At 67.4% G+C, this 25417-nt stretch carries 28 protein-coding genes; 16 read left to right on the forward strand and 12 right to left on the reverse strand.

Translation table 11 applies throughout. The features are described 5' to 3' along the window. The first annotated feature begins 122 nt into the window (after positions 1-122). The 3 genes from LNV28_RS08050 (at position 123) to LNV28_RS08060 (ending at position 2301) form a co-directional block, all read left to right on the forward strand. Entirely contained in the window at positions 123-905 is a 783-nt protein-coding gene (locus LNV28_RS08050; RefSeq protein WP_263518384.1) for a hypothetical protein, read from the forward strand. 40 nt (positions 906-945) lie between these two features. Beyond that, complete coding sequence (locus tag LNV28_RS08055; RefSeq protein WP_263518385.1) at positions 946-1746, forward strand: hypothetical protein; 801 nt, start codon at positions 946-948, stop codon at positions 1744-1746. Positions 1747-1935: 189 nt separating this feature from the next. Beyond that, positions 1936-2301 carry a bacteriocin gene (locus tag LNV28_RS08060; RefSeq protein WP_263518387.1) on the forward strand — a complete coding sequence of 122 codons (366 nt, stop codon included), beginning with the start codon at positions 1936-1938 and terminating at the stop codon, positions 2299-2301. A gap of 77 nt (positions 2302-2378) precedes the next feature. Here LNV28_RS08060 and LNV28_RS08065 read toward each other — a convergent pair whose 3' ends face one another. The 4 genes from LNV28_RS08065 to phnF form a co-directional block, all read right to left on the reverse strand. Further along, positions 2379-3074 carry a hypothetical protein gene (locus tag LNV28_RS08065; RefSeq protein WP_263518388.1) on the reverse strand — a complete coding sequence of 232 codons (696 nt, stop codon included), beginning with the start codon at positions 3072-3074 and terminating at the stop codon, positions 2379-2381. 181 nt (positions 3075-3255) lie between these two features. Then, positions 3256-4008 carry a DUF1045 domain-containing protein gene (locus LNV28_RS08070; RefSeq protein ID WP_263568787.1) on the reverse strand — a complete coding sequence of 251 codons (753 nt, stop codon included), beginning with the start codon at positions 4006-4008 and terminating at the stop codon, positions 3256-3258. Positions 4009-4013: 5 nt separating this feature from the next. Further along, positions 4014-5180 (reverse strand): alpha-D-ribose 1-methylphosphonate 5-triphosphate diphosphatase, encoded by a 1167-nt coding sequence (locus LNV28_RS08075; RefSeq protein ID WP_263518390.1) that lies wholly within the window; start codon positions 5178-5180, stop codon positions 4014-4016. A gap of 244 nt (positions 5181-5424) precedes the next feature. Continuing rightward, positions 5425-6198 carry a phosphonate metabolism transcriptional regulator PhnF gene (gene phnF, locus LNV28_RS08080; protein ID WP_263518392.1) on the reverse strand — a complete coding sequence of 258 codons (774 nt, stop codon included), beginning with the start codon at positions 6196-6198 and terminating at the stop codon, positions 5425-5427. A gap of 158 nt (positions 6199-6356) precedes the next feature. Between phnF and phnG the strand changes: the two genes are divergently transcribed. The 10 genes from phnG (at position 6357) to LNV28_RS08130 (ending at position 14690) form a co-directional block, all read left to right on the forward strand. Next, positions 6357-6836, forward strand: coding sequence for a phosphonate C-P lyase system protein PhnG (gene phnG / locus LNV28_RS08085; protein WP_263518393.1), 480 nt, complete (start codon positions 6357-6359; stop codon positions 6834-6836). Between the two features lie 3 nt (positions 6837-6839). After that, entirely contained in the window at positions 6840-7484 is a 645-nt protein-coding gene (phnH, locus tag LNV28_RS08090) for a phosphonate C-P lyase system protein PhnH (protein WP_318013833.1), read from the forward strand. 1 nt (position 7485) lies between these two features. Next, positions 7486-8583, forward strand: a complete 1098-nt coding sequence (locus LNV28_RS08095; RefSeq protein WP_263518395.1) for a carbon-phosphorus lyase complex subunit — start codon at positions 7486-7488, stop codon at positions 8581-8583. Between the two features lie 211 nt (positions 8584-8794). After that, positions 8795-9703 carry an alpha-D-ribose 1-methylphosphonate 5-phosphate C-P-lyase PhnJ gene (locus LNV28_RS08100; RefSeq protein WP_263518397.1) on the forward strand — a complete coding sequence of 303 codons (909 nt, stop codon included), beginning with the start codon at positions 8795-8797 and terminating at the stop codon, positions 9701-9703. Next, positions 9700-10473, forward strand: coding sequence for a phosphonate C-P lyase system protein PhnK (gene phnK, locus LNV28_RS08105; RefSeq protein ID WP_263518399.1), 774 nt, complete (start codon positions 9700-9702; stop codon positions 10471-10473). Before LNV28_RS08100 ends, phnK begins: the two co-directional genes overlap by 4 nt. Positions 10474-10489: 16 nt before the next feature. Beyond that, entirely contained in the window at positions 10490-11236 is a 747-nt protein-coding gene (gene phnL / locus LNV28_RS08110; RefSeq protein ID WP_411969929.1) for a phosphonate C-P lyase system protein PhnL, read from the forward strand. Between the two features lie 27 nt (positions 11237-11263). Beyond that, a complete protein-coding gene (locus tag LNV28_RS08115) occupies positions 11264-12430 on the forward strand; it encodes an alpha-D-ribose 1-methylphosphonate 5-triphosphate diphosphatase (protein ID WP_263518400.1) in 1167 nt (388 codons plus the stop codon). Between the two features lie 87 nt (positions 12431-12517). Beyond that, positions 12518-13021 carry a hypothetical protein gene (locus LNV28_RS08120; protein WP_263518401.1) on the forward strand — a complete coding sequence of 168 codons (504 nt, stop codon included), beginning with the start codon at positions 12518-12520 and terminating at the stop codon, positions 13019-13021. Positions 13022-13059: 38 nt separating this feature from the next. Beyond that, entirely contained in the window at positions 13060-13974 is a 915-nt protein-coding gene (locus LNV28_RS08125) for an alpha/beta hydrolase (protein ID WP_263518403.1), read from the forward strand. Continuing rightward, on the forward strand, positions 13971-14690 hold the full coding sequence (locus LNV28_RS08130) for a GNAT family N-acetyltransferase (RefSeq protein WP_263518404.1): 720 nt from the start codon (positions 13971-13973) through the stop codon (positions 14688-14690). The genes LNV28_RS08125 and LNV28_RS08130 overlap by 4 nt, the downstream gene beginning before the upstream one ends. On the opposite strand, the gene phbB is transcribed toward LNV28_RS08130, so the two are convergent. The 3 genes from phbB to phaC form a co-directional block, all read right to left on the reverse strand. Continuing rightward, a complete protein-coding gene (gene phbB, locus LNV28_RS08135; protein ID WP_263518405.1) occupies positions 14641-15378 on the reverse strand; it encodes an acetoacetyl-CoA reductase in 738 nt (245 codons plus the stop codon). The two genes, LNV28_RS08130 and phbB, sit on opposite strands and share 50 nt — an antisense overlap. A 159-nt stretch (positions 15379-15537) precedes the next feature. Then, complete coding sequence (locus LNV28_RS08140; RefSeq protein WP_263518408.1) at positions 15538-16716, reverse strand: acetyl-CoA C-acetyltransferase; 1179 nt, start codon at positions 16714-16716, stop codon at positions 15538-15540. 184 nt (positions 16717-16900) lie between these two features. Continuing rightward, positions 16901-18601, reverse strand: coding sequence for a class I poly(R)-hydroxyalkanoic acid synthase (gene phaC / locus LNV28_RS08145; protein WP_263518790.1), 1701 nt, complete (start codon positions 18599-18601; stop codon positions 16901-16903). A 366-nt stretch (positions 18602-18967) separates the two neighbouring features. On the opposite strand from phaC, the gene LNV28_RS08150 reads away from it, so the two are divergent. Beyond that, positions 18968-19300: a hypothetical protein gene (locus LNV28_RS08150; protein WP_263518410.1), complete on the forward strand. Its 333-nt coding sequence runs from the start codon at positions 18968-18970 to the stop codon at positions 19298-19300. Here the strand turns inward: LNV28_RS08150 and pgeF are convergent. Together pgeF and maiA are read right to left on the reverse strand one after the other, a co-directional pair. After that, the gene (gene pgeF, locus LNV28_RS08155; RefSeq protein WP_318013834.1) at positions 19232-20014 is read right to left on the reverse strand and encodes a peptidoglycan editing factor PgeF; all 783 of its coding nucleotides are present in this window, start codon (positions 20012-20014) and stop codon (positions 19232-19234) included. The genes LNV28_RS08150 and pgeF overlap by 69 nt on opposite strands. Position 20015: 1 nt before the next feature. Beyond that, positions 20016-20648: a maleylacetoacetate isomerase gene (gene maiA / locus LNV28_RS08160; RefSeq protein ID WP_263518411.1), complete on the reverse strand. Its 633-nt coding sequence runs from the start codon at positions 20646-20648 to the stop codon at positions 20016-20018. Between the two features lie 41 nt (positions 20649-20689). Between maiA and LNV28_RS08165 the strand changes: the two genes are divergently transcribed. Further along, positions 20690-21253 carry an NUDIX hydrolase gene (locus LNV28_RS08165; protein ID WP_263518413.1) on the forward strand — a complete coding sequence of 188 codons (564 nt, stop codon included), beginning with the start codon at positions 20690-20692 and terminating at the stop codon, positions 21251-21253. Positions 21254-21256: 3 nt separating this feature from the next. On the opposite strand, the gene LNV28_RS08170 is transcribed toward LNV28_RS08165, so the two are convergent. Together LNV28_RS08170 and LNV28_RS08175 are read right to left on the reverse strand one after the other, a co-directional pair. Continuing rightward, positions 21257-23209, reverse strand: coding sequence for a bifunctional diguanylate cyclase/phosphodiesterase (locus LNV28_RS08170; RefSeq protein ID WP_263518415.1), 1953 nt, complete (start codon positions 23207-23209; stop codon positions 21257-21259). 53 nt (positions 23210-23262) lie between these two features. Then, positions 23263-23937, reverse strand: a complete 675-nt coding sequence (locus tag LNV28_RS08175; protein WP_263568788.1) for a transglutaminase-like cysteine peptidase — start codon at positions 23935-23937, stop codon at positions 23263-23265. Positions 23938-24139: 202 nt separating this feature from the next. Here LNV28_RS08175 and LNV28_RS08180 point away from each other — a divergent pair, with 202 nt between their 5' ends. Beyond that, positions 24140-25003 carry an HDOD domain-containing protein gene (locus LNV28_RS08180; RefSeq protein ID WP_263518418.1) on the forward strand — a complete coding sequence of 288 codons (864 nt, stop codon included), beginning with the start codon at positions 24140-24142 and terminating at the stop codon, positions 25001-25003. Between the two features lie 37 nt (positions 25004-25040). On the opposite strand, the gene LNV28_RS08185 is transcribed toward LNV28_RS08180, so the two are convergent. After that, positions 25041-25412, reverse strand: a complete 372-nt coding sequence (locus LNV28_RS08185) for a nuclear transport factor 2 family protein (protein WP_263518420.1) — start codon at positions 25410-25412, stop codon at positions 25041-25043. Positions 25413-25417: the final 5 nt, after the last annotated feature.

Raw genomic sequence — 25417 nt, forward strand, 5'->3', positions numbered from 1 at the left:
TCAGGACAGTCCCACCCGATCGACGCGACAGTCTCGCCACGGCCTCAAGACCTCGTTCAAGACGCCGTGGCACTGGCAGCACAGGCCGCCAGCTTCAACCCCAAATCCCACGGGAGAACGATATGTCGATCATCCTCAAGCGCCCTCTGATCGCGCTGGCCGCGGCCGCCCTCATGGCCGCCAGTGCCACCCCGGTGCTGGCACAACAGCTGCTTGCGCCGGACGCCATGGTGGCGGGCTACAGCCAGAGCTTCATGCTCGCCAAGTTCAGCCAATGGTGGCTGTCTTATCCAGCGGCCACCAGCCCCGTGCTCGACCCGACGGGCGCCCATTCCGCGCTCGGCGACCAGGGGCAGTACTTCTTCCTGCCCGGCTCCTTGGATGGCACGCCCCTCGTGCGCAACGTGACGGTCCGCTCCGACCAAACGCTGTTCCTGGATCTCATGGTCGTCACCGTCTGGCCCGACGCCAACGAGACCGAGGCCGATCTGCGTGCCATCGGCAACAACGTGCTGGGTCACATCAACAGCATGTCGATCACGGTGGATGGTGCACCCGCCTTGCTGCCGGCCGGCTACACATCGCTGGCCCAGTTTCGTCAGTCAAGCAGCTTGTTCCCCCTGAGCGTCACGCCAGACAACCTGGGCGGCTGGCCGCCCGGCGTCTACCCGGCCATCTCTGACGGCTATATGTTCGCGATGGAGGGGCTGTCCCCAGGCACACACCAAATACGGTGGACCTTCGACTCATCGCCGACCGGCCCCTTTGCCGGCCAATGGACCAACCTGCAGGACATCACCTACAACGTCAGCTCCGTGCCCGAGCCCAGCACCTGGCTCAGTCTGGCCCCGGGCCTGCTCGTCCTCGGTTCATTGAAGCTGCGCCGTCACGGCCAGGCCCGCTGACATGCGGCCCTGCGCTGAACACCATCCAAAGGAGACCACCATGTCGACATCCCAAAACCAAGTTTCCCGCCGCTGCCTGCGCCTGGCATCGCTCGCCGTCGCAGCCCTGGCCACCAGCCAAGTCGCGTTGGCGGCCATGCCCAATGTGCCGGGCCAACGCGAGCGCGCGGTGCAGGCCTTGCGCACCGGGCAGCTGAGCCCGCAAAGCCAACAAAGTGCCGTGCGCGCCGCCGCGGGCGCCCTTGAGTCCTGGCAGGGCAGGCTACTGGAGCAGCTGATCATTGACCACCAGCGCTGGATGTTCTCGATTCCGATTGGTGTGAACTCGGCCAACCCGGCCGAGACGGGCGCCAACTGCGGCCTCAACCAGCAAGGCTCGGTCTGGAATCTGGTAGGCCCGGGCGGCCTGCCGGTCTTCAACGTCGAGTGCAGCATCCCCGCGGGCAAGGCCATCTTCATGCCGGCAATGGGCTACTTCTATGAATACCCCTGCACCCCGGACTACCCTCAACTCCCGCCCGGCCAGAAGCTCGAGACTTTCCTGCGCGCCATGACGGCCGAGTTCATCGATGGCATCAGCCTGGCGCAGGCCACGCTCGACGGCAAACCGCTGAAGGTACGCCGCGCTGCGACCGGCATGTTCTCCTTCACCGGCGCCAAGGACTGGGTGAACTACGACAGCTGCATCACCGGCTCACCCCAGGTGGCACAGACCGACGGCCTGTGGCTGCTGATCGACCCGCCCTCGGTGGGCAAGCACACCATCAAGGTGAACGTCACGCACTCGGTCTATGGCGCACTCTTCGACGGCACCTGGGTGCTGAACGTCACGCGGCCGTGAGGCAGGGGGGCTGCCACTTGAGCCAGGCGCGGGACCTGGACACCTCGCCCTGTCTTACAGCGTCCGAGCCTGCTCAGGCATGGCTTCACAGCCTGCGCACAAGTACAAGTGAGACACAGGATCAAAAGGCTCGGCTGATGTGATCGCCGCCCTCCCCCTGCTGCATCTGCCAAGCGCAAGGACATCGCCATGAACCGACCTCCCCAACCGTCGCCCAACAATGCCCCGCGCGACGAAGACCTCGTCGACCAAGCCCATGTTGGCCACGGCGTACCCTCGCAAGACCCAGACCCGGCCGCACAGCAGGCGCTGGCGCCCGAAGACGCCGCAAGAGAGGCGAACTCGGTGCTGACCGGCGGTGGCTTGGTCGGCGGGGCGGCCCTCGGCGCGGTGATCGGTGTCGCGCTGGGCGGACCGGTCGGTGTGCTGGTCGGCAGTTCGGTGGGCGCGGTGGCGGGCGCCCTGGGCGGCTCAGCCGCCAGCGGCTTGATGCCCGAGAAGGACAGCAATCCCGGCGACTCCTCCGCCGCGCTCAAAGCCAAGCCAGCCATCTGATCCCAGCGCGCTGCATTGCCCGACATTGGAGCGGCGACGCCTAGCCCGCACCGCCGCTGCGCTCGCGAGCAGCCCGATCAGTTCGCCCGAAGCAGGCCGCGCGCCCAGAGCGCAGCAGGCCCAGCGAACAGCTCGGCCGCCACCAAGGCCGCGCCATCTGGAGCCAGTTGCAGCCAGGCCAAGGTGTCATGGTGGCTGCCCGGAATCAGGTCTTGCGTCCGCAATGACACCAGCCAGGCGTAGAGCGCAGCGTACTGCCCGGGGTGGCGCATCTGCGTCCAGGCCAGACCGACCAAATCGCCGTAGCCTTCCTCGCGCCGCGCCGCAAACATGGCGCCGTAGGCCTCGCGGTACTCGTCGCTCAGGCCGGCCGGCAGCTTGGGTACAAAACCGGCCGGTACGCTGGCCCAGGCGCCGTCGAGGTAGCGCCTGCAATGGCCCAGCTCATGGGCCACCATCAGTTCCACAGCGGCATCGCGCAGCGGCGCGGGGATGCGGTCCAGGGTTGCTTGCGCTTCCGGGTTGCCGCGCATGGACAGCACCAGCTTGCAGCGCCCGGCCACAAAGGCCATGGCCAGCGGGGCCAGGCCAGCCGCGGCCTGGGGCTGGACGATGATGTCCATGGGCTGGCCCAGGCCTCGGGCGTAGGCGAGGACGGGCGCGGCGGAACGCAGCCATTGGTTTTCGGTCGCACTCAGGTCCGCAGCCAGGGCCGGCAAAGCCAGCGGCCCGCCCAACAGGGACAAGGTCAAGCAGATGATCCAGCAGCGCATGGCAGGTCGCCTCCCTGCCCCGTCATCGGCCCGCGCGGGTCAGGCTTGAGCGACGATGGCCACCGATTCATCCATCGCTGGGCTCAATCGCACGCTTGAGCTGAATTCACGGCAGTCTCAGCAAGGGAACAAGTACGGGCAAGCTTCTGACCTCGCCCGGCCGGCCTGTCCTCAGGCCAGCTCAGCCCCGCTCAGCCGCCAGGGCGTAGCGCGCCACCCCGACCATGTCCGCACCAGGCTCGGCCTCCACAAACAGGCTCAGGGCATCGATCTGCAGGGGCTGCCCCTGCAAGGGCGCGCAGGCCTGCTGCAAGGCCGCTTCGACGGCGGCCAGCTGCTCGGCCGCGAGCGCATCGCTGAGAGTCAGGTGGAAACGGAAGGCTTCCATCACAAAGGGATAGCCCCAGCGCTGCAACAAAGCCTCTTGCTCGCTGCTCAGGCCAGCGCTGCGGCGGCGCTGGAGTTCGGCCACGCTGGGCGAGCGGCGGAAAGGGTCAAGCGACTGCACACAGTCGCTGGCCAAGTCCATCAGCCGCTTGTCCGGGCCAGTGCCGGCGCTGGCTGCGGGCCGCCAAGCCAGGAAGTTGTGCAAGCGAGCCGCCTGCACCGGCAGTTCGAATGGCGCGTGACGGCCGGCCAGGGCATACAAAGCGGCATCGAGCTCCTCGAAGCTGCAGCCCTCGGCCATCTCAAACGGTGGTTTGAGCGTGGCGTGCAAGCCGTAGCGCCGGGCACTGCGGCACAGCGCTGCGCGCGTCTCGTCCCCCAGGCCGCCCAGCGTCTCAGGCGCCAGCAGGCGGCCGGGCTGCCAGGCGTCACGCCCCAACCAGCGGGCGCCGAGCTCGGCATGCGGGCTGCCGGCGGCTGGCGCGTAATAGACGGCGTAACGGTGAACTTTGGCGGGCAGCAGCACCGCAGGAGGTGGAGAGATCAAGGCATTCACAGCAGACGCTCACCTTCGGCCAGATAGACCATGCGGCCCGCACAGAGCGTGGCCACCAGACGGGGCCGGCTCGGCTCCTGCGCGTCCACCACCAGCACATCGGCGCGGCGGCCCTCGCTGAGCTGGCCGCGGTCCTGCAGGCCCAAGGCCTGGGCCGGGTTGGCAGACACCAGGTCCCAAGCGGCTGCGAAAGGCATCACCTCGTCGTGCGCCAGCTTGAAAGCCGCGTTCAGGGGCGCCGGGTAGTAGTAATCGGAGGCGAGGATCTTGCACAGGCCGGCGCCGGCCAGGTCGGCCGCGCGCGGGGCGCCGACATGGCTGCCGCCGCGCAGCACATTGGGCGCACCACACACAACGGGCGAGCGCTCGGCGCTGGCCATGGCCGCCACCTCGGTGCTCAGGGGGAACTCGGAGATGCTGCAGCCCAGATCGCGGAAGCGAGCGCGCGTGGCCAGGCTGTCGTCGTCATGCGAGGCCATGGGGATGCCCAGCCGCCGGCACTCGGCCGCCAGGCGCTCGATCAGGGCCGGCACTTCGGCGCCACGGGCGGCCGCTTTTTCCAGCAGGGCGATGAAGCCGGCGCCGTCGGTGCCGGCGCGGTCGGCGTAGTCTTGCAGCTTCTTGTCCAGCTTCTTGCGCATCATGGGCAGATGCTCGTTGAAGGCCAGCAGGCCAATGCGGCCGCTGCGCAGCCATTCCATGGCTTGGTCTTCGCCCTCGACGTTGTGGCACTCGAAGCGCAGATGCAGGCGGTGATCCACCTGCAGGCGGCCTTCCAGCGAATCGAGCGCGGCCAGCAGCTCGCGCGCCGTGTCGCCGCCGCGCAGGCCGCCTTCCCAGGAATAGGTCAGGCCATGCAAGGCGGTGGTGATGCCATTGCTGGCCAGCTGCCGGTCGGTCTCCAGCATGGCCAGGTCGAGCGGGAAATGCACGCTGGGGCGCGGCATGATCTGGCGCTCGAAGGCGTCGCCGTGGAAATCGACGATGCCGGGCAGCACCAGGCAGCCGCTCGCATCGAGGGCCGGGCCAGGCAAGGCGCCATCGACCAAGCGACCATTCCGGATGCCCAGCACCAGCTCGTTCTCCTGCCATTGCTGGCCGGGGCGCAAGACCTGGCCCCCACGGATGGTGGACAAGGCGGCAACGCGTTGAGGGCTCAGCATGGCGGGTTCACTTCTTTCATCACAGAGTCAAAACCGGTTCATCGCGCCCAGCGTAGCGCCTGGCTTTGACATGGGCATGACGCGGCCATGAATATGAACGCAGAGCAAGCAGCCGAGGGACGCAGAGCTCGCAGAGCACAGGGCTGCAGCCTTCGCTGACACTGAGTGCTCCGCGTCTCCCTGCGACCTCTGCGTGCTGTGTTTCGCCCTGGGTGCCGGGTGCCGCCAACGGCCTTTGATGCAATCAAGGCTCGAAGACCAGCTGCACCCAGTCGCCGCTGAACTGGGCCAGGGTGTGCTGGAAGACGCGCCCCTGCTCGCTGCAGCGGTTGACCGAGTCGACCAGCAGCACCGGCCGCGAGCGCGGCTGGGCCAGCAGGCGCGCGGCCTCTGCATCAGGCAGGGCCGACATCACCCGGGTCTGGCCGCGGGTGTAGTCCTGCACGCCGTAATGCTGCAAGGCCTGGGTGATGGAGCCGCTCTCGCGCAGCAGCGCGTCCAGGCCGACAAAGCGCTTGGCCTCGAAGCTGTGGCGGGCCAGATTGATCGCGCGTGCGGCGACCGCATCCTGAGCGCCGCTACCGGCACTGGCATGGCCCAAGGTCAGCAGTTGCAGCAGCGGCGTGCCCGGTGGCAGCTCCAGGGCGTGCGCGAGCTCCGGCGTGGCCGGCAGCTCGTTGACGCGCAAAAGCTCGATATGGCCGCTGCGGCCCTGGCCGGACAGGTTCTGCGAAAAGCGGGTGCGCTTGCCCACGGTGTAGGCAATCGCATGCTCCTGCACAAACGTGCCACGGCCCTGCTCGACCCGCAGCAGGCCTTCGCGCTCCAGCACACCGAGGGCGCGGCGCACCGTGTGGCGGTTGCAGCCAAAGCGCTCGGCCAGCTCGGTCTCATTCGGGATGCGCTCACCGGCGGCGTAATGCCGCTCGCGGATGTCGCGCAGCAGCGCGGCCTCGATCTGGCGCCACACCGCCACGCCGGTGCCTCGTTCCACCACCTGGCCAAGCTGCTCTTGCATGCTGAGTCTCTATTCCCTGGATCACATTGCCAAACAGCTTAGAGACGATTCACGAAAGATTCATGTCGGCCCTGAAGAATGCGACGCATCGCCAGGACTTGCCGGCATGTTGCCGCCGCAAGTCGTCTAGACGATTAGATGCTTTGACGGGATCCCACGTGTCATCACACATCCCTCTCGCGGCAGCGCAGGACGCACGCCGCCACGCCCTGGGCCTGCTGGCCCGCGCCCGGCCTCAGGATCTGGAGCAGCAGCTGGCCGAGCTGCAGCCCCTGCCCCACTTTGAATGGCTGCGCCGGCCCGAGACCGGCATGCTGATGCTGCGCGGCCGCCTCGGCGGTGGCGGCCAGGTCTTCAATCTGGGCGAGGCCACCGTCACCCGCTGCACCCTGCGTCTGCAGGCAACTGGCCTGCCGGCCAGTGTCGGCGTGGGCACCGTGCGCGGCAGCGACCCGCGCCATGCCGAGCTGGTCGCTCTGGCCGATGCCTTGCTGCAAACGCCCGACTGGGCGCCGCAGCTGCAAGCCCGGCTCTTGCGCCCCCTGGCCGAGGCCGAACAAGACCGCCACGCCCGCCGCGCCGCCGAAGTGGCGCGCAGCAAGGTGGATTTCTACACCCTGGTGCGCGGCGAGGACTGAGCCATGAACATGAATGCGATGAACGCGAGCGCCCCCGCCGCCGGCCTGCACCTCGAGCAGCTGCTGCCCGGCTTTGCCGACCCGGTGCATGACGCGCAGCAGGCCTTCCGCTGCCTGCTGGACGCCATGTCCCGGCCCGGCAGCCTGCAAAGCCTGCCTTTTGAATTGAGCGCACCCGCCGGCCTGAAGCCGGCCTTGACCGCCCTGCTGCTGGCCCTGGCCGACCGCGACACGCCGCTGTGGCTGCCGCCCGAGCTGCGCAGCGGCGCCGCGGGGGAGCACCTGCGCTTCCATGCCGGCTGCCCCCTGGTCGCGGAGATGGGCGAGGCTCAGTTCCTGATGCTGCAGAACCTGGACGCGCTGCCGACTCTGGACGCCCTGCGCCTCGGCGATGCCGCCTACCCGGACCGCTCGGCCACGCTCTTCATCGAGGTGACCGCCTTGCAAGTGGGCGAGGGAACACTGCGCCTGCGCGGCCCCGGCATCCAGGGCGAGACACGCATCGAGGTGACCGGTTGGTCCGCGAGCAGCCAGGCTTTTGTGCAAGAAAACCGCCGTCGCTTCCCGCTCGGCGTGGACCTGGTGCTGTGCGCAGGTCAGCAGCTGCTGGCTCTGCCGCGCACCACCCTCATCGATTGGGAGCTCTGAGATGTACGTTGCCGTCAAAGGAGGCGAGCGCGCGATCGAAGCCTCGCGCGAGCTGCTGGCCCAGGCGCGCCGGGGCGACAGCGCCCAGCCCGAGCTCAGCATCGAGCAGATCAAGCAGCAGCTGCGCCTGGCCGTGGACCGCGTGATGTGTGAAGGCGCGCTCTACGACGAGGACCTGGCTGCCCTGGCCATCAAGCAGGCGCGTGGCGACCTGATCGAAGCGATCTTTCTGCTGCGCGCCTACCGCACCACCCTGCCGCGCCTGAGCGACAGCGAAGCTCTGGACACCGGCCGCATGCGCCTGGAGCGCCGCATCTCCTCGGCCTTCAAGGACCTGCCCGGCGGCCAGCTGCTGGGCCCGAGCTTCGACTACACCCAGCGCCTGCTGGACTTCGGCCTGATGCGCGAGTCCTCCAGCAGCAGCGAGGCGCAGTCCTCTCACAGCGCCGCCCGCGCCGAGCCCCTGCACGCGCCGCGCGTGACCGATCTGCTCAGCCGCGAGGGCCTGCTGGAAGCGGCCGAGCCGGAGGCACTAGGCGCCCCGCCGCCGCCCGACCTGACGCGCGAGCCCCTGCTCTTCCCGGCCGACCGCGCCACCCGCATGCAGAACCTGGCACGCGGCGACGAGGGCTTTTTGCTCGCCCTGGCCTACAGCACCCAGCGCGGCTATGCCACCACCCACCCGTTTGCGGCCGAGCTGCGCTACGGCGCCGTGCCGGTGGAGATGCATATCGAAGAGCTGGGCTTCGCCGTCGAGATCGGCGAGGTCGAGCTGACCGAGTGCCAGCTGATCAACGAGTTCCACGGCAGCGCCGAGACCGCACCGCAGTTCACCCGCGGCTACGGCCTGGCTTTCGGCCACGCCGAGCGCAAAGCCCTGGCCATGGCACTGGTCGACCGCTCGCTGCGCGCCGAGGAGTTTGGCGAGGACAGCGAGCTGCCGGCCAACAACGTGGAGTTCGTACTCTCGCACAGCGACAACGTCGAGGCCTCGGGCTTTTTGCAGCACCTGAAGCTGCCGCACTACGTGGACTTTCAAACCAATCTTGAGCTGCTGCGGCGCTTGCGGGCGGAATGGGACAAGGAGCAAGCGAAATGAGCAATGACTCAAAGCGCCTTGCAGGGCGAGCAACACGAACGCAGAGCAAGCAGCCGAGGAGCGCGGAGTTCGCTGAGTGCTTCGCAAAAGGTCTGAGAGTCTCTGCGCGCTCCGCGTCCCTCCGCGCCCTCAGCGCTCCGAGGTTCTCGGCGAACGCCGCGTCCTTGATAGACGACAGAAGCACCGCCGTGCACTTCAGGAGTCAAGTCCAATGAACAACACCAGCCACAGCCAGCCCGGCTACAACTTCGCCTACTTGGACGAGCACACCAAGCGCATGATCCGCCGCGCCCTGCTCAAGGCCGTGGCCCTGCCCGGCTACCAAGTGCCCTTCGGCGGCCGCGAGATGCCCCTGCCCTATGGCTGGGGCACGGGTGGCATCCAGGTCACGGCCGCGGTGATCGGCCAGAGCGACTGTCTCAAGGTCATCGACCAGGGCGCGGACGACACCACCAATGCGGTCAACATCCGCAGCTTCTTCCAGAAGGTGACCGGCGTGCGCACCACCGAGGCCACACGCGAGGCCACGCTGATCCAGACCCGCCACCGCATCCCCGAGACGCCGCTGCAGGACGGGCAGATCCTGGTCTTCCAGGTGCCCATCCCCGAGCCGCTGCGCTGGCTGGAGCCGCGCGAGACCGAGACCCGCACCATGCACGCGCTGAGTGAATACGGCGTCATGCATGTCAAGCTGTTTGAGGACATCGTGCGCCACGGCCGCATCGCCACCACCTACGACTACCCCGTGATCGTCAACGGCCACTACCTGATGCGGCCCTCGCCCATCCCCAAGTTCGACAACCCCAAGCTGCACCAGAACCCGGCCCTGCAGCTCTTCGGCGCCGGCCGCGAGAAGCGCGTCTACGCCGTGCCGCCCTACACCGATGTGCGCTCGCTCGATTTCGAGGACCACCCGTTTGCCATCGAACGCTGGAGCGAGCCTTGCGCCCTGTGCGGCGCCACCGAGTCCTATCTGGACGAAATCATCCTCGACGACCAGGGCCAGCGCATGTTCGTCTGTTCCGACACCGAGTACTGCAACACGCGCCAGGCCGAGGGCCACCGCGGCACGCAGAACAGCCCCACCAGCGCTGCTGACTTTGCAGGAGCGCAGGCATGAGCCGCCCCTTGCTGCAAGTCCGCGGCCTGGCCAAGCGCTACGGCGCCCGCATCGGCTGCGAAGGCATTGACCTCGACCTCTACCCCGGCGAGGTGCTGTGCATCGCGGGTGAGTCGGGCTCGGGCAAATCGACCCTGCTCAACACCCTGGCTTTCCAACTGCAGCCCGACGAAGGCCAGATCCAATACGACTTGAACGACCGCGGCCTCACCGACCTCGGCACGCTGACCCAAGCCCAGCTGCGCGAGCTCTGGCGCACCGACTGGGGTTTTGTGCGCCAGAACCCGCGCGATGGCCTGCGCATGCAGGTCTCGGCCGGCGCCAATATCGGCGAGCGGCTGATGGCCGTGGGCGCACGGCATTACGGCGACATCCGCGGCGCGGCGGCCGACTGGCTGGCGCGCGTGGAGATCCCGGCCGAACGCCTGGACGACGCGCCCAAGAGCTTCTCCGGCGGCATGCAGCAGCGCCTGCAGATCGCCCGCAATCTGGTCAGCCGCCCGCGCCTGGTCTTCATGGATGAACCCACGGCCGGCCTCGATGTCTCGGTGCAAGCGCGTTTTCTGGACCTGCTGCGCGGCCTGGCCGCCGAGCTGGACCTGGCCGTGATCCTGGTGACCCACGATCTGGCCGTGGCCCGCCTGCTGGCCCAGCGCCTGATCGTGATGCGCCACGGCCGCATCGTCGAGACCGGCCTGACCGACCAGGTGCTGGACGACCCGCAGCACCCCTACACCCAGCTGCTGGTGTCTTCGGTTCTGGCCGCATGAAATGAAGGATCAAGACATGGCCATCAACAAGAATCATCCCGTCCTCGAAGTCCGAGGCCTGAGCAAGACCTTCACCCTGCACCAGCAAGGCGGCCTGGAGCTGCCGGTTCTGAACGCGGTGTCCTTCGAGGTCCACGCCGGCGATTGCCTGGTGCTGGACGGTCCTTCAGGCGCAGGGAAAAGCAGCCTGCTGCGCTGCCTCTACGGCAACTACCTGGCCAGCAGCGGCGAGATCTTGCTGCGCGCGGCGGGCAGCGATGAGATCCTGGACCTCTGCCGCATCAGCCCGCAGCGGCTCACGGCTCTGCGCCGCGACACCGTGGGATATGTCAGTCAGTTCCTGCGGGTGATTCCGCGCGTCAGCAGCTTGAGCCTTGTGGCCGAGCCCTTGCAAGCCCTGGGTGCCGGGCGCGAGGAGGCCATGCAGCGCGCGGCCGAGTTGCTGGCGCGGCTGAACCTGCCCGAGCGGCTCTGGGGCCTGCCACCGGCCACCTTCTCGGGTGGCGAGCAGCAGCGCGTCAATATCGCGCGCGGCTTCATCGCGCCCAAGCCCCTCTTGCTGCTGGACGAACCGACCGCCTCGCTCGACGCGGCCAACCGCGCCGTCGTTATCGCCTTGATCCGCGAGGCCTGCGCCGCCGGCCAGGCGGTGGTCGGCATTTTTCATGACGCCGAGGTGCGCGAGGCCGTGGCCACGCAGCGCCTTCCCCTGCAAGCCCTGAGCTCAGCCGCAAGCCACCCTGAGCTGCGGGCTGCCGCCTGAACATTGCCCGCGAAAGAAGTGCACACGATGAACACCACCTCACCGCTCTACCTCACCCATGCCCACATCGTCCTGGCCGAGCAGGAGCTGCACGACGCCTCGCTGCTGATCGGCGCCGACGGCCGCATTGCCGCCATCAACCCCGAATCCGGCGGCGGCGCGCCCGAGCTGAGCCTGAACGGCCAATGGCTGCTGCCCGGCATGGTGGACCTGCACTGCGACGCGGTGGAAAAAGAGGTGGAGCCGCGCGCCCGCGTGCTCTTCCCCCTGGACTTCGCCTGCATCAATATCGACCGCCGCAATGCCGCGGCCGGCATCACCACGCCCTACCATGCGCTGTCATTTGCTCATGCCGAATGGGGTGTGCGCAACAACGAGACGGCCACCGAGCTGGTGCGCGCCCTGCGCCGCCTGAAAGCCCATGAGCTGATCGACAACCGCGTCCATGTGCGCTACGAGATCACCGACCTCAGCGCCCTGCCCCATGTGCTGGGCCTGTTGGACGAAGGCGGCGTCGATCTGCTCTCCATCATGGACCACACGCCGGGCCAAGGCCAGTTCAAGCATCTGGACAGTTATGTCGCCTACATGATGGGCAACCACGGCAGCAGCGAGCAAGCCGCCCTGCAAATGGCAGAGGAAAAGATGCAGGCCCGCCAAAGCGCCGACGAGCGTGTGCTGGCCGTGATGGAGCGCGCCAAGCAGCGCGGCGTGCCCACCGCCAGCCATGACGACGACGATCCGCAGCGCGTGCTGACCATGAGGAACCTGGGCGCCCGCATGAGCGAGTTCCCCATCAATCTGGAGACTGCCCGCGCGGCTCACGCCGCTGGACTGTCCACCATCCTGGGCGCGCCCAATGTCATGCGCGGCGGCAGCCAGAGCGGCAATATGCGCGCCCTCGACGCCATCCACGCCGGCGTGGCCGATTGCCTCTGCGCCGACTACGCGCCCGCCACCATGCTGGCCGCCGTCGACGCCCTGGTCCATCGCGAAGGCCTGGGCCTGCCCCAAGCCACCCGCCTGGTCAGCCTGGGCCCAGCCCGCGCCGCCGGCTTGAACGACCGCGGCGAGATCGCCGTCGGCCTGCGCGCCGACCTGATCAGCGTGGCCCGGCCCGGCGGCCAGGCGGCGGTGGAGCGCGTCTGGTGCGCGGGCAAGCCGGTGTTTGCGGCGAACTACCAAGGCCGCTGAAGCGGCCGGTTCGCAGGCCGAGGCCGGAGAGCCGGCGAGAATGCTGCACATCTGTGGCATCTTCTTCATGCACTCCACCCGCCTGCCATGTTCAGAGTCCTTCACCTCGCCAAACCGCGCCTGGGCGCTCGGCGTCTAACATCCATGGTCACCGGGCTGAGCGCCGTGCTGCTTCTGATGGCCTGCAGCGAACTCGGCGCCGGCACTGGCCAGATCAGCCAGCGCATCGGCGAGATCACGCGTGACCCGTCCGCGCAGCAGGTCGACCTGGCCAAGCTCACCAGCTTTGGCTGGGATCGGGTGTATCAGTTCGAGCCCGGCAGCACACGCGAAGCCATCTGCGATTTCATCCATGCCGGCCGCAATGTCTGCGGACGCGTCATCCGCTACCCGGCGGTGCCGGCCGATCACCAGGCCCTGGTCTTTGCCCTCGGGCCGCAGCTGACCCATGTTGAGCTGCATGCCCTGGCCCATGGCCGACTGGAGCTGAAGCAGGAGGCGGGCGGCCTGCCGAAATCTCGCGCCACCTTACGCATACGCCGGCTCAGCCTGGGCACGGCTCAGGAACAGATCGTGCTGGAGCCGCAATGAACTGGGCGATCAGGTCTGGGCCTCGGTGGCGCCGCGGCGTGCTTGCACTCGTGATGCTGAGCGTCTTGAGTGGGGCGGGACTGTGGATCGCCGGCGAGCAACTCAGCCGCCCTGCCCGTGCCAGCCTGGGCCCGCCGCCGGCCGATTTGCAGGCGCGCACGGTTCGCATCCCTGTCCCGCGACCCATTCCCGAACTTGCCACCGAGCAAGCGCCCGGCCAGATCAGCGCCTGGTTCTCCCCCGGCCAACCGGGGCGTGGCGCCGTGTTGCTGCTCCACGGCGTGCGCAGCCATCGCGGCCAGATGCTGGCGCGGGCACGCTTGCTGCATGAAGCTGGCTTGGGCGTACTGCTGATCGACCTGCCGGCGCATGGCGAAAGCAGTGGCGAGCGGATCAGCTTCGGCTGGCGCGAATCGCAAGGCGTGGCCGCCGCGCTGAACTTCCTGCGGCGCGAGCTGCCACAGGAAAGGCTCGGTGTGATTGGCGTGTCCCTGGGCGGCGCATCGCTGCTGCTCCTGCCACCGGCGGAGCGCGGGCCGCTGCAGGCGGTGGTGCTGGAGTCGGTCTACCCGACCATCGAGGAGGCGGTGCACAACCGCCTGCGCGTGCGGATCGGTGAGTTCCTGAGCCGTGGTTTGACGCCCCTGCTGCTGAGCCAGCTGCCGCTGCGCCTGGGTGTGGAGCCGGCGCAACTGCGGCCCGAGCAGGCGCTGCGTCAACTCGATGCACCGGTGCTGGTGGCCGGCGGGCAGTTGGACACGCAAACGCCGTCCGCCGAGACCCAGCGCATGGCGGCAGCCGCGCCGCAGCTGCAAGCGCTGTGGCTGGTCGAAGGCGCGCATCACACCGACTTGCAGGCCTTTTCGCCTGAGGCCTACCGCCAGAAGGTGCTGGCTTTCCTGATCCAGCGCTTGCGCGCTGATGCTGCTGCCGCCTCCTCCGCCACACCATGATCTCCATCCATCCCATACGCCCCGAGGATCTGGCCGATGTGGCCGCCTTGCACCGCGAGAGCTGGCGCAGCGCCTACCGCGGTATCTTCAGTGACGCTTTCCTCGACAGCGAACGGGTGGTCGAAACCCGACTGGCCTTGTGGACCCGGCGCCTGATCAGCGAGCCCTCGCCAGGCAGCTTTGGCTACATCGCTCGCGATCCTTCGGGCGAGGCGCTGGGCTTCACCTTTGCGTTTCCCGCCTTCGATGCGCAATGGGGCAGCCTGCTGGACAACCTCCATGTGCGGCCCGATCAAAAGGGTCGGGGCATAGGACGGCAATTGCTGCTGGCCTTGAGCGAGCGCTGCGCAGGCGAGTGGGCCGAGCTGGGCTTGTACCTCTGGGTGTTTGAGGCCAACACGGCCGCCCGCGGTCTACGAGCATCTGGGCGCACGGCCGGCCGAGCAGGTGGTGATCACGCTGCAGGATGGCAGCGAGGCGGCGGAGTGGCGCTATGTGTGGCCATCGCCGGGCGAACTGCTGCGGGTGCTGAGGCGCGAGGCCTAGCGACAAACAAAAAAGCGCCCGGCGTTCACGGCCGGGCGCTGTTTGGGCTGAATCTGCACGGGGCGCAGACCCCGTTGATTGAGGCATGCCTGCTGCCGACGGGCAGCGGGCCGGTCTCAATCACCCCATATGCAGTCCACCATTGCAAGAGAAGTCCGCACCCGTGGTGAAACCGGAGTCTTCACCCGCCAGCCAGGCGACGATGGCGGCGATTTCCTCGGGCGTGCCGAGGCGCTTGATGGGGATGGTGGCGACGATCTTTTCCAGCACATCGGGGCGGATGGCCTTGACCATGTCGGTGCCGATGTAACCGGGGCTGACCGTGTTCACGGTCACGCCCTTGCTGGCCACTTCCTGGGCCAGAGCCATGGTGAAACCGTGCATGCCGGCCTTGGCAGCCGAGTAGTTGGTCTGACCGAACTGGCCCTTCTCGCCGTTCACGGACGAGATGTTGATGATGCGGCCCCAGCCCTTGTCCAGCATGTCTTCGATCACCTGCTTGGTGACGTTGAACATGGAGTTCAGGTTGGTGTCGATCACCGCATCCCAATCACCGCGGCTCATCTTGCGGAACATGCCGTCGCGGGTGATGCCGGCGTTGTTGACCAATACGTCGATGGGGCCATGCTCGGCCTTGACCTTGGCGAAGGCCTCGACTGTCGAATCCCAGTCGGCGACGTTGCCGACCGAGACATGGAAGGTGTAGCCGAGGGCGGCCTGCTCATTGATCCACTTGGTGAAATCACGGCTGGGGCCGCAGCCGGCGATGACCTTGAAACCTTCCTTGTGCAGACGCTGGCACATGGCGGTACCGATGCCGCCCATACCGCCGGTCACATACGCAATCTTCTGGCTCATAAAAAACTCCTTGCCTCCATGGCTTTGAAACGATGACCTCGCGCCGTCGCCGCGTCCTACGCGACGGCCGAGGCTCTGCTGTTGTGTGTTGCCAAAGACGCGCTCAAAGGTTCCCGCAAGCCTTGTCAGGGGTCAAGCGGGTTTGGCCCTAATCTGAAATCAACGCTCGACCGTCAGCGCCACGCCCATGCCGCCGCCGATGCACAGCGAGGCGATGCCCTTCTTGGCGTCGCGGCGCTGCATCTCGTGCAGCAAGGTGACCAGGATGCGAGCGCCCGAAGCGCCGATCGGGTGGCCCAGGGCAATGGCGCCGCCGTTGACGTTCACGCGGCTCAAGTCCCAACCCATTTCCTGATGCACGGCGCAGGCTTGCGCGGCGAAGGCCTCGTTGATCTCCAGCAGGTCCAGGTCTTGCGCCTTCCAGCCGGCGCGCTCCAGGGCCTTGCGGGCGGCGGGCACCGGGCCCATGCCCATGATGGAAGGGTCGAGGCCGGCGCTGGCATAAGAAGCAATGCGGGCCAGCGGGGTCAGGCCCAGCGAGGCGGCCTTGGCCGCGCTCATCAGCATCAAGCCAGCGGCGCCGTCGTTCAAGCCCGAGGCATTGCCGGCCGTCACGCTGCCGGCCTTGTCGAAAGCCGGGCGCAGGCCCGCCAAGGCCTCGGCGTTGCTCTTGCGGTTGATGAACTCGTCGGCCTCAAAAACGATGGCGTCGCCCTTTTTCTGCGGAATGGTGACGGCAGCGATCTCATCCTTGAAACGGCCGGCATCCTGGGCGGCGGCCGCCTTTTGCTGCGAGGCCAGGGCCAGCGCATCTTGCGCTTCACGGTTGATGCTGTACTGCTTGGCCACGTTCTCGGCGGTGATGCCCATGTGGTACTGGTTGTAGACGTCCCAGAGGCCGTCGACGATCATGGTGTCCACCATCTTCCAGTCGCCCATGCGCTGGCCGTCGCGTGAACCCGGCAGCACATGCGGGGACAGGCTCATGTTTTCCTGGCCGCCGGCGATGACGATCTCGCTGTCGCCATCACGGATGGCCTGGGCCGCCAGCATCACCGCCTTCAGGCCGGAGCCGCAGACCTTGTTGATGGTCATGGCCGGCACGGTGTTCGGCAGGCCAGCTTTGATGACGGTCTGGCGGGCCGGGTTCTGGCCCGAGCCGGCGGTCAAGACCTGGCCCAGGATCACTTCGCCAATCTGGCTGCCGTCCAGGCCGCTGCGGCGCAAGAGGTCCTTGATCACCACCGCGCCCAGCTCGGGCGCTGCGGTCTTGGCCAGGCCGCCGCCAAACTTGCCAATGGCGGTACGGGCCGCCGCCACGATCACGATATCGGTCATTTCTCGTCTCCAGGGTGAGGCTGCATCTCAACAGGCGCCGTATTTCGGCACCCACAGATAACAGGTTAGCAGATCAGGGTTTCAACTAGGTTTCAGCAAGGTTTCAAAATGCAGGCAATCGCTCACTCCGCATCGGGAACAAAAAAACAGGACCGGCGCCAGCGGCACACGGTCCTGTTTGAATTCAGGCTTTCTGTTTGACGTAACGCCCGGGCGCCGGCTCGATCACCGGGTATTGCCGGCTGCCCGGCCCCTTGGGCGCGGCCACCTTGGGGCCGGCATGGCTGGCCAACCAGGCGGCCCAGTCGGTCCACCAGCTGCCCGGGTGCTCGACTGCCCCCTCGAACCACTGCTCCGAGGTGGCCGGCAGGGCCGCGGTCTTGCCCAGCCAGTGGCTGCGCTTGCCCTTGGCCGGCGGGTTGATGACGCCGGCGATATGGCCCGAGGCGCCCAGCACAAAGCGCTTCGGGCCTTTGAACACCTGGGTGCTTCGATAGGCGGCGTCCCAGGGCACGATATGGTCTTCGCGCGAGCCGTAGATGTAGACCGGCGCTTCGATCAGGCCCAGGTCCAGCTTCTCGCCGCAGATGGTCAGGCGGCCTGGAATCTTCAGCTCGTTCTGCAAATAGGTGTGGCGCAGATACCAGCAGTACATGGGGCCGGCCATATTGGTCGAGTCGCCGTTCCAGTACAGCAGGTCAAAAGCCGGAGGCGCCTCGCCCTTGAGGTAGTTGCCCACCACATAGTTCCAGACCAGATCGTTGGGGCGCAGGAAGCTGAAGGTGGCGGCCAGCTCCTGGCCCTTGAGCAGGGCCGGGCCCTTGGGGTTGCCCATGCTCTTGTCGCCCAGGCTCATCTCGCGCATCTTGACCATGGCCTCGTCGATGAAGATATCGAGCACGCCGTTGCTGGAGAAATCGATCAAGGTGGTCAGCAGGGTCAGGCTGGACGCCGGCTGCTGGCCGCGCGCCGCCAGCACGGCCAAGGCCGTGGCCAGGATGGTGCCGCCGACACAGAAGCCCAGGGTGTCGATCTGCTCGGCGCCGGTGATGTCTTGCACCACTTCGATGGCCTTGATCGGCGCGTTCTCAATCACCTCATCCCAGGTCCAAGCGGCGCAGGAGGCATCGGGGTTGCGCCAGCTCAGCACAAAGACCCGGTGGCCCTGCTCGACCGCGTAGCGGATCAGCGAGTTCTCGGGCTGCAGATCGAGGATGTAGTACTTGTTGATGCAGGGCGGCACCAGCAAGAAAGGCCGCGCGTGCACGGTGGCGGTCAGCGGCTTGTATTCGATCAGCTGGAAGAAGTCGTTCTCGAACACCACCGCACCTTCGCTGGTGGCGACGTTGCGGCCCACCTCGAAGGCGCTCTCGTCTGTCTGCGAGAGGTGGCCACGCTGGATGTCGGCCCAGAGCTGCTGCATGCCCTTGGCGATGCTCTCGCCCTGGGTGTCCAGCGCCAGCTTCTGCGCCTCGGGATTCAGGGCCAGGTAGTTGCTGGGCGAGGCAGCATCGACAAACTGCTGCACCGCGAAACGGATGCGCTCGCGCGTCTTGGCCTCGCCTTCGAGCTTGTCGGCCATCTGCTGCAAGGTGCGGGCGTTGAGCAAATAGAGCTGGGCAACGAAGCTGGAGGCCGGGTTGGCGCTCCAAGCCTCGGCGGCGAAGCGGCGGTCGCTGAGCGGTTTGGGCTTTGGCGCGGCTTCTTTGGCGGCTTCCCCTTGGCTGGCACCAAACACGCCACCCAGTCCAGCGCCCAGACCGGGCAAGGCCGAATTCCAGAGTTCGCTGGCCTGCTTGAGATAGTTGCTCTGCAGCTCGCTCAGGGCTTGGGCCGGGATCTGCAAGCCAGCCAGGCTGGACCACATCTCGCCCAGACCGGCCATGCCGGCACCGAGCTCGGGCAGAGCGGCCGCCGGGGCCGGGGACTCAGCTGCGGGAGCAGCAGCTGGCGCAGCCGAGGGCGCTGGTGCCGGCGCAGGTGCCTGGGCCGGCCGGCGGCGCGGAGCCGCAGCCTTCTTGGCGGCCGGCGCTGCACTGGCCTGGACCTTCTTGACCGCAGCTTTCCGCGCGGGGCTGGCCGGAACGGCCGGTTTCTTCGTGCTCATGAATATCCTCTGCCGCTGATCCGCGGCTCCACATTGAGATCACGCCTTGGCCAAGACCCTGGCGTGCAAAGACACGAAATCAGGCCGCGTGAGAAAGCGCACGCAATGTTGTACCCTCGCCCGCTTACCTTGCCATGACATTTCATGTATCTGATCGCAATTGCCTGGGGCTATGTTGCCTTGATGATGGCCTTGGCCGAAGCCACCAGCAGCCAAGGCAGCGTGCTGGGCGCCATCATCACCTTTGTTCTCTACGGCCTCTTGCCGATTTCGATTGTGCTGTACGTGCTGGGCTCGCCCAGCCGCCGCGCGGCGCGAAAAAAGCAGGAGCAACTGCAGGCTCAACTCGATTTCCCGCAGGAGCCGACCGAGGCCATGCCGCTGGATCCGCTGGCGCGTGCATCGGCATCACACCAGGCCGATGACCGCCACCATGCGGCCGGTCCGGGCGTCATGCCGGTAGGAAAAGAACCTTGAGGGTTCGCTGAGCGTGCACCAGTGGCCGCCGCTGACATGGCTGAGGCCGGCGGCACGCAGGCGCAGCCGCGCCAGCGCCGGCAGATCGGCCAGCCAGCGCGCTTCGCCGGCGGCATTGGCCCGGTAGACGAACTCCGCACCCGGCTGTGCCTGGCTGCGAGCGAAGGCCGCCAGCACTTCGGCGCCGACCTCAAAACGACCCGGGCCAATGCAAGGGCCCAGCCAAGCGCGCAACTCGCCAGGTGCGCAGCTGGCTGCCGCGCAGAGCGCCGCCACCGTGTTCTCGAGCACGCCACCGGCCAAGCCGCGCCAGCCGGCATGGGCACCCGCCACCGCGCCGGGCGCGGCAAACAGCACCGGCAGGCAGTCCGCCACCTGGATGGCGCAGCCAAGACCGGGCGTGGCCGACACGCTGGCGTCGGCAACCGGCGGCTCGCTGGCCGCCAGCAAATCGGAGCTCAGGCGCTGCACCTCGGCGCCATGCACCTGCTTCAGGAACACCAACGGCGCACCCAAAGCCTCGGCCACCTGGCTCCGGTTGGCCTGCACCCGGGCGGGCTCGTCGCCGACCGCGGCGCCCACATTCATGCTGGCGAACAGACCTTCGCTGCAGCCACCAGCGCGCGTCGTCATGAAGGCGCGAATGCGCGGCCACGCGGCGGGCAGCTGCCAGTCGGGCTGCAGCCAGTCGCGGTGCAGCGCCGCGGGGTTCAAGTCACTCGGCATCCGGGCAGGCCGAGGGCTGGGTCTTGGCGAAGGCGTCCAGGGCCATGCAGTTGCCGAACACGCGCATCACCTCGGGCACATGGTCGAGGCGGCATTCGAAACGCTTGGCATTGAATATCTGCGGCACCAGCACGCAGTCGGCCAGGCCCGGCGTGTCGCCATGGCAGAACTGGCCGGCATGGGCCTTGAGCCGCATTTCCACCACCTCCAGGCCACTTTCGACCCAGTGGCGGTACCAGCGGTTCTTGGTGTCTTCGTCCAGGCCCAGGTCCTTGCCCAGATAGCGCAGCACGCGCAGATTGTTAAGAGGATGGATTTCGCAGGCGATGTCCTGTGCCAGGGCGCGCACCTGGGCGCGGCCCAAGGCGTCGGCCGGCAACAGCGGCGGCTGCGGATGGGTTTCATCGAGGTATTCGATGATGGCCATGGACTGGCTGACCAGCGCGTCGCCATCGCGCAGCAGGGGCACGAGCTTGGACATGGAGGCGCTGGCATAGGCCGGGTCGAACTGCTCGTTCTTGGCCAGGTGCACGGCGCGGTAGTCGTAATCCAAGCCTTTCAACGCCAGCGCGATGCGCACGCGGTAAGAAGCCGAGGAGCGGAAGTAGTTGAAGAGTTCCATGGCGCGGATGATGCCATGGGCAAACAGATAAACTGATTTCCATGTGGCTCTCCCGACGTTTCAAGTTCTGCCCCAGCTGCGGCGCCGAGGTGCACTACCAGGTGCCTGCCGACGACAACCGCGAGCGCGCGACCTGCACCGCCTGCGCCAGCATCCATTACGAGAACCCCATCAATGTGGTGGGCACCCTGCCCGTCTGGGAGCAGGACAGCACTCCGCAAGTGCTGCTGTGCCGCCGCGCCATCGAGCCGCGCCATGGCAAGTGGACCTTACCGGCTGGTTTTCTGGAGCTGGGCGAGACCACGCTGCAAGGTGCGATCCGCGAGACCGACGAAGAAGCCGGGGCGCAGATCGAGATCGGCCCGCTCTACGGCCTGATGAATGTGGTCAAGGCCGGGCAAATCCATCTGTTCTACCGCGCCCGCCTGCTGTCCACCCATTTCAACCCCGGCCCGGAAACCTTGGAAGCGCGCTTGTTCGCCGAGCATGAGCTGCCCTGGGACGAAATCGCCTTCCAGACCGTGCGCGACACCTTGCGCCACTTCTTCGCCGACCATCGCGCCGGGAACGGTTTCCCGCTCCACTGCGGCGATATCAGCTACTGACGCTCAGTCGCTGCCGCCCTGCGCGGTCGCCCAGGGGCCCGTCACGCCGTCGAGTTCGCAATCCCAGAGCGCCTGCACATCCATGGCATCGCGCAAACCTTCGGCGTAGACCTTGAGTGCCAGGCTGCGCAGCATGACCAGCATGCCTCGCACAAAGGCGGCGCGCGCCGCGTCGCCCGAGGCGCCGCTGACGACCGAGGCGTCGAGCTTCACATAGTCCAAGCCTGCCTGGTAGAGCCGGTCGACCTGGGCCAAGCCCGCGCCGGCATGCTCCAAGCCCAGCTTGACGCCCAGCGGTCGCAGCTGCCGACCCATCTCCAGCAAGAGATCGAAATGCTGCACCGCGGCCGTCTCGGCCAACTCCAGGCCCAGCTTGCGGGCGGCTTGTGGCGCCTGGAAGACCTGCTCGCGCAAGCGCGCGACAAAGCCGCCGTCGAGCAGGCTGGCCGGGGCGATATTGACGCAGCGCAGCTTGCCGTCGCGGGCGATCGCCTCCAGCGCCAGGCTGACGGCCAACAGGTCCACCTCGGCCGTCAAGCGGCTGCGCACCGCCAGGGGCAGCCAGCGCGCGGCCGGCTCGAAGGGGCCGTCGGCCTCCAGCTGCAGCTGCAATGGGCATTCCAGATGCACGACTTGACCCTCGCGGTCGAGCAGAGGGAACTGGCTCAGGCGAGCGCGGCGCTCCTTCAGGGCCTCGAGAATCTGCGCGCGCCACACGCGCTCGCCCTGGGCGCTGCTGCCGCCCTCGGCGCCGGCCGTGCCGGCCGCTCCTGCATTGGGGCCGCGGAAAAAGTCCACCACATAGCCGGACTGGGTCTCGGAGCGCGCCAAGGCCGCATCGGCCTCGCCGAACCATTGGCCCAGGCTGAGTTCACGCGGCAGATCCACAGCGCCCAGCGAAACCTGAATGCCCGCGCCCAGACCGGGCAGGCTGACACGCAAGGCATCGGCCAAGGCCTGGGCCGTCTCGGCGGCCACATCGGGGGCGGGCAACCAGAGCGCGAAGTCCGAGCCGTTGAGGCGGCCGCCCAGGCAACCACGCACCCGGTCCGGGTAAGCCTTGACCGCACGCGACAGGGTCAGCAATGCCTGGTCGACCGCCGGCCGGCCCAGACGCTGATTGAGCAGGGCCAGATCACGCAGGCGCAAGAGCACCAGGCCGCCCCGCGCCGGGCCCTCGTCGCGCGTCAGGGCCGACTCCAGCTCGGCCAGGAAATGCTTGCGCGTGCTCATGCCGGTCAAGGGGTCGCAATGGGCTTGCAAGCGCAAGGCCTGCAGCTGTTCGCCCTGGGCTTCGAACATGGCCTTGACGCGCGTCACCATGGCATTCATGGCCTCGGTCAGGCGCTGCAGCTCGGGCACATGGGGCAGCTCAAGCAGGGAAAAATTGCCCTCCATCACGGCTCGCGCCTGGGCCACCGCGTTGTCGAGCGGGCGGCGGATGCGATGCAAGGCCAGATAGGCGCCGACGCTGGCCAGCAGACCCAGGCCCAGCAACAAGGCCGCCATGCGGGTGACGCTGCGCCAGAGTTCGTCGTGCGCATAGGCGCTGTGGCTGAGCACCTCGACCGAGCCGATGGCATTCCAACCACTGGACAGCTGGGCCACGCCGGGCTGCACGGCAATCGGCGTGAGCGCAATAAACCAGGCCGGGGCGGCGCTGGCACGGGCCGGGGCAACACGCTCGAAGGCCAGTTGGCCGTTGGGCTTGCGCCAGGCCACGCGCTGGTAATAGCCGGTATCGAACTGGGCCGAGATCAGCAGCTGCATCAGCTCGGCGTCCCCACCTTGCTGGGACAGAGCCAGGGCCAGGGCCGCCGCGTTGTCGCTGTTCTTGATCTGCAGCTGGGTTTGCAGCAGCTGCCGGGTCGAAACCGTGCTGACCGCGACGCTGCCCAACAAGGAGGCGAGAACCACGCCCAGCACCAGCAGCCAGACTTGACGCATCAAGGACATGGGAAGCACCTCCGCAACTGGGTTTGTTCGTTCGTATTCATGGTCATGGTGATTCAGAACCCTTCCGCCCGGGCTTTGCTGAGCAGATCGCGCCATTGTGAGAGCCGTGCCAGCGGGTCGCCGGCCGACGTGGCACCGACACCCTGCCACAGTCCCTCGCCATTGAAGCTGAAGACCGGCTGCAAATCCGTGCGCTGCGAGGCCGGCTTCACATCGGGCAGCAGGTTGTCCAGGATCAGCGGCTCGGCGCCGGGCTCGGCGTAGTAGGCCAACACCATATGGGCCAGGGTGCGGCCGCCCAGCTGGGCGCGGACATAGACCATGCGCAGCTTGGCCACCGGTGTGCCGCTGTTGAGCAGGCTGAAGTATTTGGCGATGGCGTAGTCCTCGCAATCACCGCGGCCCTTGTCCAGGCTTTCCAGGGGGCTGGCCCAAAAATCAGGCACACCCCAGACCTCGCTGTCATCGCGGAAGGCCAGGTGCTTGTTGACGAAGCTGTTGACCAGGCTCAGGCGCGGCAACTCTTCGACCGCCCCGGCCCGCTCGATCATCTGCAGCAGCTGCTGGGCTTCGCCGACCGTGCGCGGGCCGAAGCGCGCCGCCGCCTCCAGCACCTGCTGCCGGTCCAGGGCCTGGGCCGACTCGGGCGCCAGCGCCGGCAGGCCCAAGAAGGCCAGGGACAGCAGCAAAGCCGCCGGCCGGGCCCAGAACCGCGCACGGCGAACCACCCCAGCCGCCAAGCGCGAAGCAGGTAGCGCTGCAGGCGGCCAATCGACAGTGGGGCTGCATACGCAAAATTGCATGCGTCGGGGCGCCTCGTGAGAGAGAAATGAGGTTCAGGTGAGCCGGCCTGTGCCGATAATTCGAAAGACTGTAACCCTTGCACCTGCCTCCCGGCGCCAGCACAGGCGCCAAATCGCCCCCCAGTTCATGAGCACTGCTTCAATCCGCCAAGAAATTGACAAGTCCCGCGCCAGCGGTGTGCTCAAACAGATCATCATCCCCCCCTGCCCCGAGCTGCTGGCCCGCCTGCAACAGGCCATGAACGCGGCCGAACCCGACCTCAACGAAATCGCCCGCATCGCCGCCAGCGATGTCGCCATGTCGGCCACCCTGCTGCGCATCGCCAACAGCCCTCTGCACATTGCCGACGGCATGCCCTGCACGACCGTGGGCCAGGCCATGACGCGCATCGGCCTCAATGAAACCGCGGCCGTGATGACCGGCTTTCTCTTGCGCCACGCCATTCCCGTCAACAGCCCCCACCTGGCCCGCTTCTGGGAACGCTCGACCAAGCGAGCCCTGGCCTGCGCCTTCATCGCCCGCCAGCTGCCGGGGCTCTCACCCGACCTGGCCCACACCTACGGCCTGTTCTGCCACATCGGCATGCCGGTGCTGCTGCAAAGCCTGCGCGGCTATGGCAGCACCATGGTGGAGGCCGCCGCGCGCATCGACCGCAGCTACATCGCCACCGAGAACGCCAACCACCGCAGCGACCACGCGGTGGCCGGTGCCCTGCTGGCGCGCGCCTGGAATATGGCGCCTGAGCTGATGGCCGCCATCCGCTTGCATCACGACCTGGAGTCCCTGGGCCACGCCGGCATCGAGCCCGAGGTCCACACCTTGGTGGCGGCCGGCTTGGTGGCCGAACATCTGATGCGCCAGCACGAAGGCCTCAGCGAAGACGCCGACTGGGCCCAGCACCACCAGGCCGCCCTCGACTGGCTGCACATCAGCCTGGACGATTTGGAGCATTGGGACGAGCTTTTGCGCCCTATCCTCGATCAGGCCTGAACGCTGTCGGGCTGCCCGGCCCCGGCCTCTAAGCGGCCTAGACCGGCTTCAGCACACGCGTCGCGCCCGTGCGGAAGGAGGCCTTGCGGATGCGTCCGTCCTGCACCTCATAGATGCACAGCATCTCGACCTGACCCAGACCCTCGGGCAAGTTGCGGGTGATCAACTCGAAGTCCACGACCACGGCACCCAGCACGGTGCGCGAGATCAGCTGCGCATGGAGATCGGGCTCGGCAAGGCGGACCGCAAAGCGCTCGCGCATTTGGGCATGTCCTTGGGCCAAGCGCTCCCCATGCAGATTGAACTGCTCAGCGTCTTCCGCATAAGTGGCCAGCAGGCGCTCGATGTCCCGGGCGTTGTAAGCGTCCAGCTGTTCCTGGACGACGGCGAGCGGAGAAGGTGAATGCATCGCGA

The sequence above is a fragment of the Paucibacter sp. DJ2R-2 genome (genome assembly GCF_025717675.1).
GTDB lineage: Bacteria > Pseudomonadota > Gammaproteobacteria > Burkholderiales > Burkholderiaceae_C > Paucibacter_A.

What these genes read in the sequence shown, in the direction of transcription:
- LNV28_RS08100 (WP_263518397.1), top strand. Translation starts at nt 8,795, where the DNA reads ATGAACAACACCAGCCACAGCCAGCCCGGCTACAACTTCGCCTACTTG.
- LNV28_RS08165 (WP_263518413.1), top strand. Translation starts at nt 20,690, where the DNA reads ATGTGGCTCTCCCGACGTTTCAAGTTCTGCCCCAGCTGCGGCGCCGAG.
- LNV28_RS08120 (WP_263518401.1), top strand. Translation starts at nt 12,518, where the DNA reads ATGTTCAGAGTCCTTCACCTCGCCAAACCGCGCCTGGGCGCTCGGCGT.
- phnL (WP_411969929.1), top strand. Translation starts at nt 10,490, where the DNA reads ATGGCCATCAACAAGAATCATCCCGTCCTCGAAGTCCGAGGCCTGAGC.
- phnK (WP_263518399.1), top strand. Translation starts at nt 9,700, where the DNA reads ATGAGCCGCCCCTTGCTGCAAGTCCGCGGCCTGGCCAAGCGCTACGGC.
- LNV28_RS08170 (WP_263518415.1), bottom strand. Translation starts at nt 23,209, where the DNA reads ATGTCCTTGATGCGTCAAGTCTGGCTGCTGGTGCTGGGCGTGGTTCTC.
- LNV28_RS08185 (WP_263518420.1), bottom strand. Translation starts at nt 25,412, where the DNA reads ATGCATTCACCTTCTCCGCTCGCCGTCGTCCAGGAACAGCTGGACGCT.
- phaC (WP_263518790.1), bottom strand. Translation starts at nt 18,601, where the DNA reads ATGGCCGGTCTGGGCGAGATGTGGTCCAGCCTGGCTGGCTTGCAGATC.
- phnH (WP_318013833.1), top strand. Translation starts at nt 6,840, where the DNA reads ATGAACATGAATGCGATGAACGCGAGCGCCCCCGCCGCCGGCCTGCAC.
- LNV28_RS08075 (WP_263518390.1), bottom strand. Translation starts at nt 5,180, where the DNA reads ATGCTGAGCCCTCAACGCGTTGCCGCCTTGTCCACCATCCGTGGGGGC.
- LNV28_RS08060 (WP_263518387.1), top strand. Translation starts at nt 1,936, where the DNA reads ATGAACCGACCTCCCCAACCGTCGCCCAACAATGCCCCGCGCGACGAA.
- LNV28_RS08065 (WP_263518388.1), bottom strand. Translation starts at nt 3,074, where the DNA reads ATGCGCTGCTGGATCATCTGCTTGACCTTGTCCCTGTTGGGCGGGCCG.
- phnF (WP_263518392.1), bottom strand. Translation starts at nt 6,198, where the DNA reads ATGCAAGAGCAGCTTGGCCAGGTGGTGGAACGAGGCACCGGCGTGGCG.
- LNV28_RS08115 (WP_263518400.1), top strand. Translation starts at nt 11,264, where the DNA reads ATGAACACCACCTCACCGCTCTACCTCACCCATGCCCACATCGTCCTG.
- LNV28_RS08150 (WP_263518410.1), top strand. Translation starts at nt 18,968, where the DNA reads ATGTATCTGATCGCAATTGCCTGGGGCTATGTTGCCTTGATGATGGCC.
- maiA (WP_263518411.1), bottom strand. Translation starts at nt 20,648, where the DNA reads ATGGAACTCTTCAACTACTTCCGCTCCTCGGCTTCTTACCGCGTGCGC.
- LNV28_RS08050 (WP_263518384.1), top strand. Translation starts at nt 123, where the DNA reads ATGTCGATCATCCTCAAGCGCCCTCTGATCGCGCTGGCCGCGGCCGCC.
- LNV28_RS08130 (WP_263518404.1), top strand. Translation starts at nt 13,971, where the DNA reads ATGATCTCCATCCATCCCATACGCCCCGAGGATCTGGCCGATGTGGCC.
- phbB (WP_263518405.1), bottom strand. Translation starts at nt 15,378, where the DNA reads ATGAGCCAGAAGATTGCGTATGTGACCGGCGGTATGGGCGGCATCGGT.
- LNV28_RS08055 (WP_263518385.1), top strand. Translation starts at nt 946, where the DNA reads ATGTCGACATCCCAAAACCAAGTTTCCCGCCGCTGCCTGCGCCTGGCA.
- LNV28_RS08095 (WP_263518395.1), top strand. Translation starts at nt 7,486, where the DNA reads ATGTACGTTGCCGTCAAAGGAGGCGAGCGCGCGATCGAAGCCTCGCGC.
- LNV28_RS08180 (WP_263518418.1), top strand. Translation starts at nt 24,140, where the DNA reads ATGAGCACTGCTTCAATCCGCCAAGAAATTGACAAGTCCCGCGCCAGC.
- LNV28_RS08140 (WP_263518408.1), bottom strand. Translation starts at nt 16,716, where the DNA reads ATGACCGATATCGTGATCGTGGCGGCGGCCCGTACCGCCATTGGCAAG.